Here is a 17,666-nt window from a genome sequence, read left to right on the forward strand (position 1 = left end):
CGATAAACCCGTTGTTTTTATGGAAGTTGATCTTTTTATACTCCAGTTGCTCCCCAAGGGCGAGCAAAGGGGCCTTGCCGTGCTTAATTTAGTTTCAATCAGCTGTATGAAACTTGTGATTGGATTGTTAAGATGTGGCGCAATGAGGTCAGACCTCTGCCTTTTAAACCAAGGAGCCAGGATGAAACAGCCATTGAAACTGACGACTCGCCAGGGCGAACGGATTGCCGTCGTGGCGGGGCTGCGTACCCCCTTTGCCAAGCAGGCCACCGCCTTTCATGGCGTGCCTGCAGTCGATCTCGGCAAACTGGTGGTGAGCGAAATGCTTGCCCGTACCGATCTCGATCCCAAGCTTATCGACCAGCTGGTGTTTGGTCAGGTGGTTCAGATGCCGGAAGCCCCCAACATTGCTCGCGAGATCGTGCTCGGTACCGGCATGAGCGTCAATACCGATGCCTATAGTGTCTCCCGCGCCTGCGCCACCAGTTTCCAGGCGGTGGCCAACGTCACCGAATCCATCATGGCCGGTACCGTAGACATCGCCATCGCCGGTGGGGCTGACTCCTCCTCCGTGCTGCCCATCGGGGTGAGCAAGAAGCTGGCCCGCGCCCTGGTGGATCTCAACAAGGCGCGCAATCTGCAGCAGCGCTTCAATATTCTGCGGACATTGAGGGTCAAGGATCTGCTGCCTGTACCGCCTGCGGTGGCGGAATACTCTACGGGACTTTCGATGGGGCAAACGGCCGAGCAGATGGCCAAGAGCCACCAGATCAGCCGCGAGGCGCAAGATGCGCTGGCTCATCGCTCTCACACTCTGGCCGCGCAGGCTTGGGCCGATGGCAAGCTCAGCGGCGAGGTGTTTACCGCCCATGTGCCGCCTTACAAGTCACCGCTGGAGCGGGACAACAATATCCGTGAAAGCTCGGATCTCGCGAGCTACGCCAAGCTCAAACCGGTGTTTGACCGGGTTCATGGCACAGTCACTGCAGCCAACGCCACGCCGCTGACCGATGGCGCCGCTGCCGTGTTGCTGATGCGGGAAGGTCGGGCGAAAGAGCTGGGCCTCGAGCCGCTTGGCTATATCCGCAGCTTCGCCTTCTCGGCCATTGATGTCTGGCAAGACATGCTGATGGGGCCCTCCTACGCCACGCCGCTGGCGCTGGACAGAGCTGGCATTACGCTCGGTGATCTCACCCTGATCGACATGCATGAAGCCTTTGCCGCCCAGACCCTGGCCAACCTCAAGATGTTTGCCAGTGCCGATTTTGCCCGCGACAAGCTTGGCCGCGATCAGGCCATCGGCGAGGTGGACATGGAGAAGTTCAACGTCCTCGGCGGTTCGCTGGCCTATGGCCACCCCTTTGCCGCGACTGGTGCGCGGATGATCACCCAGACCCTGCATGAGCTGCGTCGTCGCGGCGGGGGATTGGGGCTCAACACCGCCTGTGCGGCGGGTGGATTGGGCGTGGCTATGGTGTTGGAGGTTGAATGATGAACGCTAAGACTTTTTCCCTGGATGTTCGCAAAGATGGCATCGGCATCCTCACCATGGATGTGCCGGGCGAGAGCATGAATACCCTCAAAGCTGCTTTTGTGGAGGAGATCCGCTCCGTACTGGCCGAGGTGAAACGCAACAAGGATTTGATCGGTCTGGTGATCACCTCTGGCAAAAAGGACTCCTTCATCGCTGGTGCTGATATCACCATGCTGGCCGCCTGCACCAGTGCCAAGGATGCCGAGACCCTGTCACGGGAAGGGCAGGAGATCTTTGCCGAGATCGAGGGGCTGTCCATTCCGGTGATCGCCGCCATTCACGGCCCCTGCCTCGGTGGCGGGCTGGAGCTGGCGCTGGCCTGCCATGGTCGGGTGGTGACCGATCACGGAAAATCTGTGCTGGGATTGCCGGAAGTTCAGCTCGGTCTGCTGCCGGGCTCTGGCGGTACCCAGCGTCTGCCGCGCCTCATCGGGGTGGCCAAGGCGCTAGATCTGATGCTGACCGGCAAGCAGGTGCGGGCCAAACAAGCCAAGAAATTGGGGCTGGTAGACGATGTGGTGCCGCCGTCAATTTTGCTGGATGCTGCCATCAAGCTGGCCAAGAAGGGCAAACCGCGCCATCAGTTGAAACGGGATCTGCAAGGCAAGGTGCTGGAGACCAACAAGCTGGGTCGCAAGGTACTGTTCGATCAAGCCAGCAAGGGGGTGAAAGCCAAGACCCGTGGCAACTACCCGGCGCCGGAGCGGATTCTCGAGGTGGTGCGCATAGGCGTGGAGGAGGGGATGAAGGCCGGTCTGGCCGCCGAATCCCGCCACTTTGGCGAGCTGGTGATGACGGCTGAGTCTGCCGCTCTGCGTTCCATCTTCTTTGCCACCACCGAGATGAAGAAAGAGGTCACCTATCAGGGGGCCGAGCCGCGCAAGGTGGGCCACGCGGCCGTGCTGGGCGGTGGTCTGATGGGGGGCGGCATCGCATTTGTCACCGCTACCAAGGCGGGCGTGCCGGTGCGGATCAAGGATGTAGCAAGCGCCGGGATCGGCAATGCCATGCGCTACAGCTACGACATTCTGGCCAAGAAGCTCAAGCGTCGTCACATTCTGCGCAGCGAACTGGAAAAACAGATGAGCCTGTTGACCGGTACCCTCGACTACTCCGGTTTCCACCGGGTGGACATGGTGGTTGAGGCGGTGTTTGAAGATCTCAATCTCAAACACCAGATGGTGAAGGACGTGGAGCGTGAGTGCGGTGAGCACACAGTGTTTGCCTCCAACACCTCCTCCCTGCCCATCAACCAGATTGCGGCAGAGGCGGCGCACCCAGAACGAGTCGTAGGGCTGCACTACTTCAGCCCGGTGGACAAGATGCCGCTGGCGGAGATCATCCCCCACGCTGGCACCAATGCCGAGACGGTCGCCACCACCCTGGCTTTTGCCCGCGCCCAGGGCAAAACGCCCATCGTGGTGAAGGATGAAGCCGGTTTCTACGTCAACCGCATCCTTGCCCCCTACATGAATGAAGCGGCGCGATTGGTGCTGGAAGGGGAGCCGGTAGAGGTGCTCGATAGCGCGCTGCTGGACTTTGGTTTCCCGGTTGGCCCCATCACCTTGCTCGACGAGGTGGGGATCGATGTGGGCGCCAAGATCTCCCCCATTCTCGAGAAAGAGCTGGGCGGCGAGCAGTTCCAGGCACCCAAGGCGTTCGACAAACTGCTGCAAAATGATCGCAAGGGGCGCAAGAACGGCAAGGGCTTCTACCTCTATGGCAAGGCGGCACCGCGTAACAAGCTGACCGGCAAAGAGGGCAAGAAGACGGTGGACGAGAGCGTCTATGGCGTGCTCGGCATCAAGCCTTCTGCCAAGCTGGCCCGTCAGGAGATCGCCGAGCGCTGCGTGCTGCTGATGCTCAACGAAGCGGCCATGGCGCTGGATAGCGGTGTGGTGGCCTCGGCTCGTGATGGTGATATCGGCGCCATCTTCGGCATCGGTTTCCCGCCCTTCCTCGGCGGCCCGTTCCGTTATATGGACACGCTCGGGATCGATCATCTGGTTGGCCGTCTGGAGTATTACCAGAAGCGCCATGGCGATCGGTTTGCCCCTTGTGCCCGCCTCAAGGCAATGGCCGCAGAGCAGCAGACCTTCTACTGATAACCGCTGCAGATTGACCGCAAGACAAAGAGGCCCGCACCCCATGCGGGCCTCTTTCTATGTTGTGGTTTGTTCCGGTTGTGCTGCGATGATGCAGGCAGAGGCAAACGCTGATAAAAAACGGCCCACTGAAGTGGGCCGTCGAGATATCACGTCACGGATCAGATCCCCGGTTTGCGCTCCGGGCAGCGGCCGATAATATCGGGTGGCAGTTCACCGTTGTCCTGCTCCAGCACCACGTCGAATCCCCACAGCTGATGCAGGTGTTTGAGCACCTCATGGCGAGAGTCGCCAAGGGGGATGCGGTTGTGGGGCACATAGCGCAGGGTGAGGGAGCGATCCCCCTTCACGGCAACGTTGTAGACCTGAATATTGGGCTCCAGATTGCTGAGGTTGTATTGGGCCGACAGGGTATTGCGCACCTGACGGTACCCCTCGTCATTGTGGATAGCGGAGACCTTCAGATAGTTCTTCAGGTCGTCGTCATCAATGGCGAACAGCTTCATATCCCGCATCACTTTGGGACTGAGGAACTGGCTGATAAAGCTCTCGTCCTTGAAGTTCTGCATGGCAAAGTGGAGGGTTTCGACCCAGTTGCTGCCGGCATAGTCGGGGAACCAGTATCTGTCCTCCTCGGTCGGGTTCTCGCAGATGCGGCGCAGGTCGGTAAACATGGCAAACCCCAGCGCATAGGGGTTGATCCCCGAGTAGTAGCGGCTGTTGTAAGCAGGTTGATAGACCACGTTGGTGTGGCTGTGCAGCACCTCCATCATGAAGCGATCGCTCAGCTTGCCCTCGTCATAGAGGTGATTGAGGATGGTGTAGTGCCAGAAGGTGGCCCACCCCTCGTTCATCACTTGGGTCTGCTTTTGTGGATAGAAATACTGGCTGATCTTGCGCACTATGCGCACCACTTCCCGCTGCCAAGGCTCCAGCAAGGGGGCATTCTTCTCGATGAAGTAGAGAATGTTCTCCTGGGGCTCGGCGGGGTAGCGCCTGTCCTCCACGCCAGCGGCTCTATGCTGCTTGGGCAGGGTTCGCCACAGCTCGTTGACCTGAGTTTGCAGATAATCTTCCCGCGCCTTCTGACGCCGCTTCTCCTCGGCCATCGAGATCTTCTGGGGACGCTTGTAGCGATCCACCCCGAAGTTCATCAGGGCATGGCAGGAGTCGAGCAGCTGCTCCACTGCCTCGATGCCATGCTTCTCTTCACACTGGGTGATGTAGTTCTTGGCGAACAGCAGGTAGTCGATGATGGAGGAGGCATCGGTCCAGGCCTTGAACAGGTAGTTGTTTTTGAAGAAGGAGTTGTGGCCGTAGCAGGCGTGTGCCATCACCAGCGCCTGCATCGGCATGGTGTTCTCCTCCATCAGGTAGGCGATGCAGGGATCCGAGTTGATGACGATCTCGTAGGCCAGCCCCATCTGGCCGCGCTTGTAGTTGCGCTCGGTATGGATAAAGCGCTTGCCGAATGACCAGTGCTGATAGCCGATGGGCATGCCAACGCTGGAGTAGGCATCCATCATCTGCTCGGCGGTGATCACCTCGATCTGGTTGGGGTAGGTGTCCAGCTTGTAGAAACGGGCGACCCGGGCGATCTCCTGATGATAGGTCTCCAGCAGATCGAAGTTCCAGTCTGGTCCGTCATCCAGTGGCGCTACACGTTTTTCAGTTTCGATCATGTGACCTCCTCACGCCGCTTGTTTTTTGAACAGCTCGCGGAACACCGGATAGATATCCTCGACCTTGCGAATGTGCTCCATCGCAAAGTGGGGGAAATGGCTGGCTACCGACTCATATTCGTGCCACAGGGTCTGGTGGGCACGGGTAGTGATCTCGATGTAGGAGTAGTACCGCACCCTTGGCATGATGTCCCGCGCCAGAATTTCACGGCACTGCGGTGAGTCATCAGCCCAGTTGTCACCATCCGATGCCTGCGCCGCATAGATGTTCCACTGGTTGGCGGGGTAACGCTCGTTGATGATGTCGTTCATCATCTTGAGGGCGCTGGAGACGATGGTGCCGCCAGTCTCCTGGGAGTAGAAGAACTCGTGTTCATCCACCTCCTTGGCCTGGGTATGGTGGCGGATATAGACCACCTCGACGTTCTTATAGGTCCGGCTCAGGAACAGATAGAGCAGGATATAGAAACGCTTGGCCATCTCCTTGGTGGCCTGATCCATGGAGCCCGAGACGTCCATCAGACAGAACATCACCGCCTGGCTGGAGGGGACGGGCCGTTTGACGAAGTTGTTGAACTTGAGATCGAAGGTGTCAATAAACGGCACCGCATCAATCCGCCGTTTCAGCTCCCTGATCTCCTTCTCGAGCAGGGCTATTTCGGCAAAGTGCTCGTTGGGATCGGTGGCCAGCAGAGCCAGCCGCTCTTCCAGTTCGTGCAGTTGGCGTTTCTTGCCCGCTTGCAGCGCCATGCGCCGCGCCAGCGAATTTTGCAGGGAACGCACCACGTTGATGTTGGCGGGCACCCCGTTTGAGGTGTAGCCCGCCCGATAGGTTTTGACCTCCATCAGCTGATTGAGCTGGGTTTTCTGCAGCCTGGGCAGCTCCAGATCTTCAAACAGCAGATCGAGATACTCATCCTTGGAGATCTGGAACACGAAATCATCGGCCCCTTCCCCCTGATTGGATGCTTGTCCCTCGCCGGACCCCTGTCCACCACCTCCTCCTTTGGGACGGTCAATCTTGTCGCCGGAGACGAACTGATCATTGCCGGGATGCACCATCTCCCGTTTACCACCGTGCCCCTGATGAAAATGGGGCTCGCCGATATCCTTGGTCGGGATGCTGATGCTCTCGCCTTTGTCTACGTCCTGAATGCTGCGCTTGGAGACAGCATCCGAGACCGCTTGTTTTATCTGCTTCTTGTAGCGGCGGATGAAGCGCTGCCGATTGACAGCGCTTTTGTTTTTGCCGTTGAGCCTGCGGTCGATAAAATGCGCCATAACTCCCCCTTGAACAGTCAGGGTCAGGATGACTTGCGTACCCTGAGATACCATTCGGAGAGCAGTCGCACCTGTTTGCGGGTGTAGCCTTTCTCCATCATCCGTTCGACAAAGTTATCGTGCTTCTTCTGCTCCTCGGCCGAGGTTTTGCTGTTGAAGGAGATAACCGGCAGCAGCTCTTCCGTGTTGGAGAACATCTTCTTCTCGATCACGGTGCGCAGCTTCTCGTAACTGGTCCAGTTGGGGTTACGGCCTGCATTGTTGGCCCGGGCACGCAGCACGAAGTTGACGATTTCGTTACGGAAATCCTTCGGGTTGCTGATCCCGGCGGGTTTTTCAATTTTCTCCAGCTCGCTGTTGAGAGACGCTCTGTCAAACAGCTGGCCGGTTTCGGGGTCACGGTACTCCTGATCCTGGATCCAGAAGTCGGCGTAGGTGACGTAGCGATCGAAGATGTTCTGACCGTACTCGGAGTAGGACTCGAGATAGGCGGTCTGGATCTCCTTGCCGATGAACTCCACATAGCGTGGGGTCAGATAGCCCTTGATGAACTCAAGGTAGCGATCGTGCAGCTCTTGCGGGAACTGTTCGCGCTCGATCTGCTGCTCCAGCACATAGAAGAGGTGCACCGGGTTGGCGGCCACTTCCGCGTGGTCGAAGTTGAAGACGCGGGAGAGGATCTTGAACGCAAAGCGGGTAGAGAGACCATTCATCCCTTCGTCTACACCGGCGTAGTCGCGATACTCCTGATAGCTCTTCGCCTTCGGATCGGTGTCCTTCAGACTTTCGCCATCATAGACCCGCATCTTGGAGTAGATGCTGGAGTTTTCCGGCTCTTTCAGCCGTGACAACACAGAGAACTGGCCCAGCAGCTCGAGGGTGCCCGGGGCGCATTTGGCCTCGGTCAATTCGCTGTTGATCAGCAGTTTCTCGTAGATCTTCACCTCTTCGGAGACGCGCAGGCAGTAAGGCACCTTGACGATGTAGACCCGGTCGAGGAAGGCCTCGTTGTTCTTGTTGTTGCGGAACTGCTGCCACTCGGATTCGTTGGAGTGAGCGAGCAAGATGCCGTCAAAGGGGAGGGCGGAGAGCCCTTCGGTACCGTTGTAGTTACCCTCCTGGGTTGCCGTCAGCAGCGGGTGCAGCACCTTGATGGGGGCCTTGAACATCTCCACAAACTCCATCACCCCCTGGTTCGCTTTACACAGCGCACCTGAGTAGGAGTAGGCATCGGCGTCATCCTGGGCGAAGTGCTCCAGCATGCGGATGTCGACCTTGCCGACCAGTGAGGAGATGTCCTGGTTGTTGTCATCACCGGGTTCAGTCTTGGCAATGGCGATTTGATCGAGGATGGAGGGGTTGACCTTCTCCACCTTGAACTTGGTGATGTCGCCGCCAAACTCGTGCAGGCGTTTGGCCACCCAGGGGGACATGATGGGACGCAGGTAACGGCGCGGGATGCCGTACTCTTTTTCCAGGATCTCCCCATCCTCTTCGATATCGAACAGGCAGAAGGGGTGATCATTGACTGGTGAGCCCTTGATGCGATAGATGGGCACCTTCTGCATCAGGGATTTGAGTTTCTCTGCCAGCGAGGATTTACCGCCGCCAACGGGGCCCAGCAGATAGAGGATCTGTTTCTTCTCCTCCAGCCCTTGGGCGGAGTGTTTGAGGTAGGAGACGATCTGTTCGATGGCCTCTTCCATCCCGTAGAAATCCTTGAAGGCGGGATAGCGTGCCACGACGCGGTTGGAGAAGAGTCGGCTCAGTCTGGGGTTGGCTGAGGTGTCTACCATCTCCGGCTCACCGATGGCGGTCAGCAGACGTTCGGCTGCGGAGGCGTAGCAGGCTTTGTCCTGCTTACACATATCCAGGAACTCCTGGATGGTATATTCCTCTTCTCTCGCTTTTTCATATCGCTGTTGGTAATGCTCGAATATGCCCATAACTTTGCCCTCGTTATAGTCGCTTACCCTGAAAAAAGTGGATGACTGCTTTTGTGTTGTGCGCTTTTAAAGCCTAGTCAACAGACTCCAGTAATCCATCACGGTTGATAGGTTAAATTCTGAAGAAACCTGCCCGATCCTTTGCGGGGAGGGTCAGTCAACAACACCGCTATGTTACTGACTGTTAAATTATTTTTGCCACGATAGTGAGGTAAATGTCAAAGACATAAAAAAATAAATGTTTATGGGAAAGAGGGAACTTATTGCGAAAAGATTAAGGGGTTTGACGAAAGTCAATGGGGCTGCGGGTTGGCGGGGTTATGGATGAGAATGTCATTACGTGAACGTCAACGTAAATCACCTTGTTTGGAATTTCAGCTCTAATTTTTACATTGACGCTACATTTTGAGTGCCCTAGATTGGCGATGTGTGAGCAGCAAGACGCTTTAGCAAGAGAGTTGACTGTTGCCTCACCAAGCTCTGTTTAAGCACGTTTCCGTTGGCTTGACCCTCGCAACCGCGAGGGTCTTCTTTTTCTGTGTCTGTAAACGCTTGTTTCTGCTGGTGGCTATTGACGCCGCCAGCACTCATCTAGCAAGGGTAGGCTTGTTGCACTGCCGCCAGGACGCGGGCAAACGGGTGCGCGGCCAACTGGCCTGCACCCGCCAGCGATTTGGCCTTGACCCGGCTGGTCAGCGGTGTGGTGATGCCGCACAGGAAACGGGCCAGAACACGAGCATCCACCGAACCTGTCTTGGCAATCAGCGGATCGCACCAGGCGCGGATCCCCGCCTCGTTTGGCATGGCCAGTTGGGGCAGGGGAGGAAGATGTGCCACCTCGCCACGACAAACCGAACAGTGGCCACAATGAACCGGCGCCACCTCATCGGCAAAATAGCGGGCGAGGCGGTGGCTCAGGCACTCACTTGAGGTGAAAAAGTCGAGCATGGCTTGCAGTCTTGCCAGCTCGCTCTGCTCTTTTTGCAGGAACAGGGCGTGCAGGGCATTTACTTCCTGCTCGTTGTCCCACCCCTGACGGGTGATCCGGTAGACCTCGGTCATCTGTTTGCTTTCAAGCTCGATCCAGCCTTGCTGCTGCAGGTAGTCGAGCGCTGCAACGGCCCGCTGTCGCTCTCCCTGATAGCCTTGCCAGAGGGCGTCAAAGTCCATGGTGCACCAACTGCGGGCTTGCGGGGCACAGGCGAACAGCTGCTCCAGAAACTGGCGGCGTTCCGGATTGAAGCGGCTCACTATCTCGCCTTTATCCAGCACAAACTTGAAGCGGTAATCTGCGTAGTAGCTGTAGGCCGGGGTGATGATGCCCGCCATCTCCAGATAGACCAGCAGGGTTTTAAGGGGCAACTGGCGGATATTGGTGTCGTTGGAGAGGCGCAGCAGGGTGAATTCCCACTCGCTCCCGCTCTGCTTGATGATGGCAAGCAGCTGGAGGATGGCACTCAAATCCGGCGTATCACCGTAGACGAAGTTCTCCAGCACCGGCAGTTGGCTCTGGTTGGCCAGCACGATACAGCGCGATGGTTGGCCATCCCGTCCGGCGCGGCCAATCTCCTGGCTGTAGTTCTCGATAGATTTGGGCAGATCGTAGTGAATGACCCGCCGGATATCCGCTTTGTCGATCCCCATGCCAAAGGCGATGGTGGCGACGATGCAATCCACCTTGCCCGCCATGAAGTCGTGCTGGATCTGGCTGCGCAGCGCCGAGTCGAGTCCGGCATGATAGGCGCGGGCGTTGATCCCTTCTCTAATGAGTTGTTCGGCACAGGCTTCGGCGGTGTGTTGCAAGGTGACGTAGACGATGGTGGGGGCCGTAGGATCGTTGGCCAACTCCTGCGCGAGCCAGCTATCCCGCGCGTCGGGCGCCAGGGGAATGACCGCCAGATCAAGATTGGGGCGGTAGAAACCTGTGACCACGACCCCCTCCGGCGCTATGCCGAATTTGGTCTGCATATCCTGAATAACCGCCGGTGTGGCGGTAGCCGTCAGCAGCAACACCTGCGGGATCTTCAGGTCATGGCGATAGCTCGGCAGCTTGAGGTAGTCGGGGCGAAAGTTGTGGCCCCACTCCGAGATACAGTGCGCCTCATCGACGACCAGCAGCGAGAGCGGCACTTGTTGGATAAAGCGGCGAAAGCGCTCGTTCTTGAGCCGTTCCACCGAGATCATCAGGATCTTGAGCTGGCCATCGAGCGCCTGCTGCATCACTCGTCGGCTCTCCTCCGGGCTCTGGCTCGAGTCGAGGGTGGCGGCGCTTATTCCCTTGCTTTTGAGGAAGGCGAGTTGATCGTGCATCAGCGCCAGCAGCGGCGAGATAACCAAGGTCAGGTGAGGCAGGGCGAGGGCAGGCAGTTGATAACAGAGTGACTTGCCGGAGCCGGTGGGAAAGATGGCTGCGGCACTCTGACCTGCCAGCACCCGGCTGATCACAGCCTCCTGACCTGGCCTGAGTGCGGAGAAACCAAAATATTGGTTGAGCAGGGATGTGATCATGGCAAGGCTCCGCAGCAAATGGGGGATGATAGCACAGCGACACCGGTCACGGGTGGCACAGGAATGGTCGTGAGGGTGAGGGCAGAGAGTGTCGATAAAACGTACAAAAATGGGTGGTTGCGCTGTGGTTAAGGTTTTGTTGCGGTTTTTTGTGATGGAAACGGGATATTTTTTGGTGAGTCTCTGGAAAAAAAAGATGGTGAATGGGATATTCCGTCATGCAATCCGGTGACTGGCGGATCGGCCCGACAGAAGGCTGGCCACAGACACCACATTCGGGCGACAGGGGTCTCCCGATGAGTGGTTGCAGACAGGACTCATGATTCATGCACTACGGTGCTTAGGGACTTTTTTGATGACACAACAACACCCCCTCCTTCGGCTGGTCAATAGCACCAGCCTGGTCAGCCAGATCTTGGTTGGTCTGGTATTCGGTATCTTGCTGGCACTGTTTGCGCCCGAGTGGGCGAAAACGGCAGGTCTGCTTGGCAATCTGTTCGTTGGTGCACTGAAAGCGGTAGCCCCGCTGCTGGTATTCGTACTGGTGATGGCGGCCATCATTGGTCACAAGCAGGGTCAGAAGACCAATATTCGCCCGCTGCTGGCGCTCTACCTGTTTGGTACCTTCTCTGCGGCCGTGGTCGCGGTGATTGCCAGCTTCCTGTTCCCCTCCAACCTCCATCTGGTGGCCAATACTGCCGAGATCACCCCGCCAGGCGGGATCACCGAGGTGCTGCAGACCCTGCTGTTCAACGTGGTGACAAACCCGGTCAAGGCGCTGATGGATGCCAACTATATCGGGATCCTGGCGTGGGCCATCGGTCTGGGTATCGCCATGCGCCATGCCAACGAGAGCACCAAGGCGCTCATTACTGACCTGTCTCACGGTGTCTCCGCCATCGTGAAAGCGGTGATCCGCTGTGCCCCGCTCGGGATCCTGGGTCTGGTTGCCTCCACGCTGGCAGAGACCGGCTTTGACGCCCTGTTTGGCTATGCCCAACTGCTGGTGGTGCTGATCGGCTGCATGCTGTTTATCGCCTTTGTGGTCAACCCGTTGATCGTCTTCTGGAAGATCAAGCGCAACCCCTATCCGCTGGTGCTGACCTGCCTCAAAGAGAGCGGCGTGACCGCCTTCTTTACCCGCAGCTCTGCCGCCAACATTCCGGTCAACATGGCGCTGTGTGAAAAACTGCGCCTGCCCAAAGATACCTACGCGGTCTCCATCCCGCTGGGTGCCACCATCAACATGGCGGGTGCCGCTATCACCATCACTGTGCTCGCCATGGCGGCGGTACATACCCTGGGGATGGAAGTGGACATGGCAACGGCCGTGCTGCTCTCTGTGGTAGCCACCATCAGTGCCTGTGGCGCGTCCGGTGTCGCCGGTGGCTCTTTGCTGCTGATCCCGCTGGCGTGCAGCCTGTTTGGTATCAGCAACGACATCGCCATGCAGGTAGTAGCCGTTGGCTTTATCATCGGCGTGCTGCAGGATTCTGCCGAGACAGCGCTGAACAGCTCCACCGACGTGCTGTTCACCGCCGCAGCGTGCATGGCCGAAGATGAAACCCTGCTGGAACCTTCCGCGCTGCCCAGCAGCGAGGCGTGAGCCGGTAGCTCGATTTTTCGATTCAGCCCCTCTCTGTGAGGGGCTTTTTATATCAGCGGGCCTAAATGTGTTGAGGAGAGGAGTGCGCAAGAAAACATTCATTTTGATGAAATGTTTGGTTGCAAATAGCCGACAGACAGTGCGGGTGCTGCCCCGTTAAAATAGCTGCGGAATAATAAGGTTCAGGCTAAAAAACGAGATTAAATAATGAAAAAAACTACGCTTTCGTGGGCAATTATTGGTGCATTAGGTTTGGTTGGTTGCGGTGGTGGTGGCGGAGATAGTGGTGGTGGTGGTACCACGCCACCGGAGCCGCAACCGAGGGCGCTGCCGGTGGCTGGCGTCTATCTCCCCGTCCTGATGGACGCTCAGGGGCAGTTAATCAACCGTCCGGTCAACGACAGTTATCGTGCGGTCGGTCTTGTCTATCCGGCGTCCACAGAGGGCACGGGTTGGGCGATGAACATTGCTGAGAAAAGAAGTGCCACAGTCAGCACTTATACCTTCCCTCAAGGCTTCTCTTCTCTGAATAAAGGTGAGGGTTACCCACTGACGTTGTCGTTGCTGGTGAACAAAAGCCAACCCAGTACCTTCGACTCGGCTGAGCAAAAGTCCAATACCAATGTCGATGGGTTGGTCAAGGTGGCGTCTGTGCCAGATACGGCGGGAAGCAGCCAGTCACTCTGGGTACTCGATTATCGACCCGTCAAAGCCAAAATCGATTCTGCACTCACTATTCAGAATTGGGGCGGCCAAGTGGCATTGCAGCCGATGGTCACTGCGCCTATCAACGCGGACTCCTGGTACAACCTTGGGGAGAGTGCACTGTTTCAAGATTTCAAAACCGAGCGCAGCAACAATGGTTTGGGGATCCAGCTGACCATCCTGTTTAAAGAAGGGTGTTCTGTAAGCGGTGAGACAGAGGCCAACACTCAAGGTTTGAACAAGCTGACGTTGACTGGTTGGAACAATCGGTCATGCAGTTTCAATACCTTGACAGGGCCTGCTGATATCAAAGAGGGAAAAATTTATGAGGGGCTCTGGGAAAAAAGGATGCGCGAATTTGCCGATCGCAACGCCAGTGTCACTGCATATCTGACCATGAAACCGGGTAGCAATGGTCAGAAAGACACCCTGGTGCTCGGTATTCCGGAAATCACCGGTATCACGCCGTTCCTGTTGGAAGCGCAACCACTCTAATCAGCCAGAGATAGTGCGTGTTTATCAAGAGATGCCAGTCGCTTACCCGACTGGCATTTTTGTTGGTCGAGGTTCGGTGCGAAGCCCGAAATATGATGATGCTGGAGCAGGATAAGGTCTGTGTCCCAAGTTTTGTGTGAGTGTGGATTACGTAACCCTGTGATGAGAGGTAAGACTATTCAGGACGGGACAACGCAATAAAAAAAGCCAGCCGAGAGTTCGGCTGGCTTTTTGCTATCAGTGGCAGGTGGGGGATTAACCGACCAGCTGATAGAGGATGGCGGAGATGGCGATCATCCCCATGGTTGCAACGAAGACGTTGCTGATATGGCCCTGATACTTCGCCATGGCCGGTACGCGCTTGATGGCGTACATCGGCATGATGAACAGGATGGTAGCGATGATCGGGCCGCCCAAGGATTCAATCATGCCCAGGATGGAAGGGTTGGCAATGGCAGTGCCCCACAGGGTCAGGATGAAGAAGGCAATGATGAACATCTCGACTTTCTTGGCGTTCGGCTCTTTGCCGGACTTGCGCATGTTCTGCACGATCATCCCCTTCAGACCTTCACGGGCACCCAGATAGTGGCCGAAGAAGGAGGAGACGATGGCGACGAACGCAACCAGCGGACCGAAGTAGGAGATGATGGGGCTGGCATGCTGGTTCGCCAGATAGGAGAGCACGGCGATGTTCTGGGCCTTGGCTTCTGCCAGCTGGGCCGGTGTCAGGCTCATGACGCAAGAGAAGACGAAGAACATCACGAAGCCCAGCAGCACCATGGCGGTACGCTTGAGGATGGCATCGGCTTTCTCGACAGCCTGATCACCGTGGTCGCGGCGCTGGGCCAGAGAGAAGCTGGAGATAGCCGGGCTGTGGTTGAAGGAGAAGACCAGTACCGGGATGGTCAGCCACAGGGTAGTGGCGAAATCCTTGGCAGAGGGCACTTGCTCCAGCGCCGCGCCGGTCCAGTCCGGGATCAGGTAGAGGGAGATTCCGGCCAGAATGGCGATCAGCGGATAAACCAGCAGCTCGGTCACTTTCAGCATCAGCTTTTCACCGGCCAGCATCACCGACATCATGCCCATGATCAGCACGATGGAGAGGATCCAGCGCGGCGGGGCACTCATCTGCAGCTGGTTGACCATGAAGCTTTCGACGGTGTTGGTGATACCCACGCCGTAGATCAGCACGATGGGGTAGATGGCGAAGAAGTAGAGCAGGGTGATTAATTTACCAGCACCTACGCCAAAGTGCTCTTCCACCACTTCGGTGATGTCTGCATTTGGCTTTTTGGAGGAGAGCACGAAGCGGGCTAGGCCACGGTGGGCCAGATAGGTCATGGGACCTACCAGCAGCGCCATGACGACCAGCGGCCAGAAACCGCCCATACCCGCGTTGATCGGCAGGAACAGGATCCCCGCGCCAACCGCGGTCCCGAACAGACTGATGACCCAGGTAGAGTCGCGTTTTTCCCAACGAGTGGTTTGAGTAGAGCTGATCCCTTGCTCTGTTGACGCCGCAACTCCCTGCGTGCCAGTGACTGTGTTTGACATCTATCTCACCCCGAATGTGTGGTTCTTATTAAGTCGGCGCAAGGATACGGTTTTTCTAATCAAAAATGTTGATCAAATTCATCTTTACGGCACGAAAAACCGCACTTTCTTATGGAAATGTGATCAAAACAAGAAAAATTCAATTATTGTTTATCAATTGGCACGTTATTTTAGTGTTAATGATTAAATCTCGCTCAGTAAAATGTAGGTAAATTGTTATTTTGCGAGATGCCGGGCTAGCTGGTTGATCATGCTGGCGGTAGCCCCCCAGATAAAGTGCTGTTGCCAAGGGATCCAGTAGATGGTGTGTGCTTTCCCTCCTCTGGAAAGGGTCAGGGGGATGTGGTTGCGTCGATCCAGCAGATGGGTCAGCGGCACTTCGAAGACGTGATCCACTTCATCCGGACTCAGGATGAGGGGATAGTTGCCATCGAGCAGCCCCAGTACCGGCAGCACCTCGAATCGTGACACCGTATTGAGCGGGTTGAGGGTGCCGATCACTTCAATCAGTCGGGCCGGAATGCCGAGCTCCTCTTCGGTCTCCCGCAGCGCCGTGGCAATCAGGTTTTCGTCGCCGGGATCCTGTCGCCCGCCGGGGAAGCTGATCTGCCCCCCATGATGACGCAGCCGTGGGCTGCGCCGGGTCAATAACACGCTGAGCCCCTCATCGCGCATCACCACCGGGATCAACACTGCCGCCGGACTGAGCCCGCCAATGGCGAGGCGATGGGCCGGGGCGGGTCGCTGCAACTGGAAGCGGGTCAGCAGTTCGTGGCGGTCCATGGCGGGGAGCTCTCCTGTGCGTTGTCCAGACAGTGGGGAGGGTTACAGCGCCGACAGCGGCGGCAGGATGCGGGCGACCTTGTCATAAGTCTCCTGATATTCGCTGTCGGCGTCGGAGTCGGCGATGATGCCGCCACCGGCCCAGCAGTGCAGACGACCCGCTTCGGCGATCAAAGTGCGAATGCAAATGCTGGTATCCATCCGGCCGTGCTGGCTGAGATAGCCGATGCTGCCGCAATAGGCGTTGCGGCGCTGGGGCTCCAGCTCTTCGATGATCTCCATGGCGCGGATCTTGGGGGCGCCGGTGATGGAGCCACCCGGGAAACAGGCCCGCAGCAGATCGACCCCTTGCCAGCGTGCATCCAGCTCGCCGTGGATGGTGGAGACCAGATGATGTACCGCCGGAAACGACTCCACCGCAAAGAGATGAGGCACGCTGACCGAGCCCGGCCGGCTGACCCGACCGATGTCGTTGCGCAGCAGGTCAACGATCATCAGATTCTCTGATCTGTCCTTGTCCGCCTGCGCCAGCTCCTGCGCGACTTGCCGATCGATGGCCGGATCGGGGTGGCGAGGGCGAGTGCCCTTGATGGGTTTGGTTTCGATATGACGGCCATCAAGCAGCAGGAAGCGCTCGGGGGAGAGGCTCAGCAGCGCACTGTCCGGCAGGCGGATAAAGGCTGAGAAGGGGGCCTTGTTGGCGGTGGCCAGCAGGCAGTAGGCCTGCCACTCATCCCCCTGATAGGGGGCGCTGAAACGCTGGGTCAGGTTGATCTGGTAGCAATCCCCTGCGGTAAGGTATTCCTGAATGCGGGCAAACTTTTCGCCATACTCGGCGCGGCTCATATTGCTCTGCCACGACCCCTGCAAGGCAAAAGCGGGGGCCGGTTTGGTCTGCTGATGTTCAAGCCAGGTCAGTCGCTTGGCAAGGCCTGCTTCATCTCCCCAGTGCACCAGCTGCCAGTCGCCGGTCGCCACATTGCGCAGCAGCGCCCAGTCGTAGATGCCCACCGCCATGTCCGGCACCGCGATATCGGCGGCGGCCTGCACTGGCAGTCGCTCGAAGCGACGGCCCAGATCATAGCCAAACAGGCCGAGGGCGCCGCCAATAAAGGGCAGGTGAGTGGCGCACAGTTCGAGCTCCCCCAGCAGCTGTTGCTGGGTATGGGCCAGCAGGGCGAGGGGATCTTCGCTGTGTTCGCTGATATTCACCCCGACACGCAGAGTGGTCACCTCGCCGCGGGTTTCGAGGGTCGCCAGTGGATCGGCAGTGATGATATCAAAGCCGTTATCGGCGCCGAGTGGCCCCGCCGATTCCAGCAACATGGCCCACGGCTGATGTTGCAGGCGGGCAAAAAGCTGATGGAGTTCAGCACTATGGTCTAGATGATGGATATGAAGTGTTGGCGTCATTTTATGTTACACAGGCAACAGTTTGGTTCCCGAACCCTAGTCGGTGCTGGTGGG

Annotated in this window: 11 protein-coding genes; 4 read left to right on the forward strand and 7 right to left on the reverse strand. The window is 57.6% G+C overall.

Translation table 11 applies throughout. The features are described 5' to 3' along the window. Positions 1-181: 181 nt before the first annotated feature. Positions 182-1,492, forward strand: a complete 1,311-nt coding sequence (gene fadI / locus WBR25_RS09785; protein ID WP_236297984.1) for an acetyl-CoA C-acyltransferase FadI — start codon at positions 182-184, stop codon at positions 1,490-1,492. Further along, a complete protein-coding gene (gene fadJ, locus WBR25_RS09790) occupies positions 1,492-3,639 on the forward strand; it encodes a fatty acid oxidation complex subunit alpha FadJ (protein ID WP_479749902.1) in 2,148 nt (715 codons plus the stop codon). Before fadI ends, fadJ begins: the two co-directional genes overlap by 1 nt. A 161-nt stretch (positions 3,640-3,800) precedes the next feature. On the opposite strand, the gene WBR25_RS09795 is transcribed toward fadJ, so the two are convergent. The 4 genes from WBR25_RS09795 to WBR25_RS09810 all read right to left on the reverse strand — a co-directional run bounded on the left by WBR25_RS09795 (position 3,801) and on the right by WBR25_RS09810 (position 11,056). Then, entirely contained in the window at positions 3,801-5,321 is a 1,521-nt protein-coding gene (locus WBR25_RS09795) for a SpoVR family protein (RefSeq protein ID WP_479749765.1), read from the reverse strand. Between the two features lie 9 nt (positions 5,322-5,330). Then, a complete protein-coding gene (locus WBR25_RS09800) occupies positions 5,331-6,602 on the reverse strand; it encodes a YeaH/YhbH family protein (RefSeq protein WP_479749766.1) in 1,272 nt (423 codons plus the stop codon). A 23-nt stretch (positions 6,603-6,625) separates the two neighbouring features. After that, positions 6,626-8,548 carry a PrkA family serine protein kinase gene (locus tag WBR25_RS09805; RefSeq protein ID WP_005333223.1) on the reverse strand — a complete coding sequence of 641 codons (1,923 nt, stop codon included), beginning with the start codon at positions 8,546-8,548 and terminating at the stop codon, positions 6,626-6,628. A 591-nt stretch (positions 8,549-9,139) separates the two neighbouring features. Further along, positions 9,140-11,056: a RecQ family ATP-dependent DNA helicase gene (locus WBR25_RS09810; RefSeq protein ID WP_479749767.1), complete on the reverse strand. Its 1,917-nt coding sequence runs from the start codon at positions 11,054-11,056 to the stop codon at positions 9,140-9,142. Positions 11,057-11,411: 355 nt separating this feature from the next. Between WBR25_RS09810 and sstT the strand changes: the two genes are divergently transcribed. Together sstT and WBR25_RS09820 are read left to right on the forward strand one after the other, a co-directional pair. After that, positions 11,412-12,662: a serine/threonine transporter SstT gene (gene sstT, locus WBR25_RS09815; protein WP_199428215.1), complete on the forward strand. Its 1,251-nt coding sequence runs from the start codon at positions 11,412-11,414 to the stop codon at positions 12,660-12,662. Positions 12,663-12,869: 207 nt separating this feature from the next. Continuing rightward, complete coding sequence (locus WBR25_RS09820; RefSeq protein ID WP_479749768.1) at positions 12,870-13,862, forward strand: hypothetical protein; 993 nt, start codon at positions 12,870-12,872, stop codon at positions 13,860-13,862. 255 nt (positions 13,863-14,117) lie between these two features. Here WBR25_RS09820 and WBR25_RS09825 read toward each other — a convergent pair whose 3' ends face one another. The 3 genes from WBR25_RS09825 to pabB form a co-directional block, all read right to left on the reverse strand. Beyond that, a complete protein-coding gene (locus tag WBR25_RS09825; protein ID WP_005360372.1) occupies positions 14,118-15,416 on the reverse strand; it encodes a serine/threonine transporter in 1,299 nt (432 codons plus the stop codon). A 216-nt stretch (positions 15,417-15,632) separates the two neighbouring features. Continuing rightward, complete coding sequence (locus WBR25_RS09830; protein ID WP_159143700.1) at positions 15,633-16,199, reverse strand: CoA pyrophosphatase; 567 nt, start codon at positions 16,197-16,199, stop codon at positions 15,633-15,635. Between the two features lie 42 nt (positions 16,200-16,241). Then, positions 16,242-17,525, reverse strand: coding sequence for an aminodeoxychorismate synthase component I (pabB, locus tag WBR25_RS09835; protein ID WP_234888359.1), 1,284 nt, complete (start codon positions 17,523-17,525; stop codon positions 16,242-16,244). Positions 17,526-17,666 lie beyond the last annotated feature (141 nt).

This window comes from Aeromonas sp. MTB (assembly GCF_056632455.1).

Bases quoted from the DNA above. Each gene is read 5' to 3' on its own strand.
- WBR25_RS09825 (WP_005360372.1), bottom strand. From the start codon at position 15,416: ATGTCAAACACAGTCACTGGCACGCAGGGAGTTGCGGCGTCAACAGAG.
- WBR25_RS09830 (WP_159143700.1), bottom strand. From the start codon at position 16,199: ATGGACCGCCACGAACTGCTGACCCGCTTCCAGTTGCAGCGACCCGCC.
- pabB (WP_234888359.1), bottom strand. From the start codon at position 17,525: ATGTTGCTGGAATCGGCGGGGCCACTCGGCGCCGATAACGGCTTTGAT.
- WBR25_RS09800 (WP_479749766.1), bottom strand. From the start codon at position 6,602: ATGGCGCATTTTATCGACCGCAGGCTCAACGGCAAAAACAAAAGCGCT.
- fadI (WP_236297984.1), top strand. From the start codon at position 182: ATGAAACAGCCATTGAAACTGACGACTCGCCAGGGCGAACGGATTGCC.
- WBR25_RS09810 (WP_479749767.1), bottom strand. From the start codon at position 11,056: ATGATCACATCCCTGCTCAACCAATATTTTGGTTTCTCCGCACTCAGG.
- fadJ (WP_479749902.1), top strand. From the start codon at position 1,492: ATGAACGCTAAGACTTTTTCCCTGGATGTTCGCAAAGATGGCATCGGC.
- WBR25_RS09820 (WP_479749768.1), top strand. From the start codon at position 12,870: ATGAAAAAAACTACGCTTTCGTGGGCAATTATTGGTGCATTAGGTTTG.
- WBR25_RS09805 (WP_005333223.1), bottom strand. From the start codon at position 8,548: ATGGGCATATTCGAGCATTACCAACAGCGATATGAAAAAGCGAGAGAA.
- WBR25_RS09795 (WP_479749765.1), bottom strand. From the start codon at position 5,321: ATGATCGAAACTGAAAAACGTGTAGCGCCACTGGATGACGGACCAGAC.
- sstT (WP_199428215.1), top strand. From the start codon at position 11,412: ATGACACAACAACACCCCCTCCTTCGGCTGGTCAATAGCACCAGCCTG.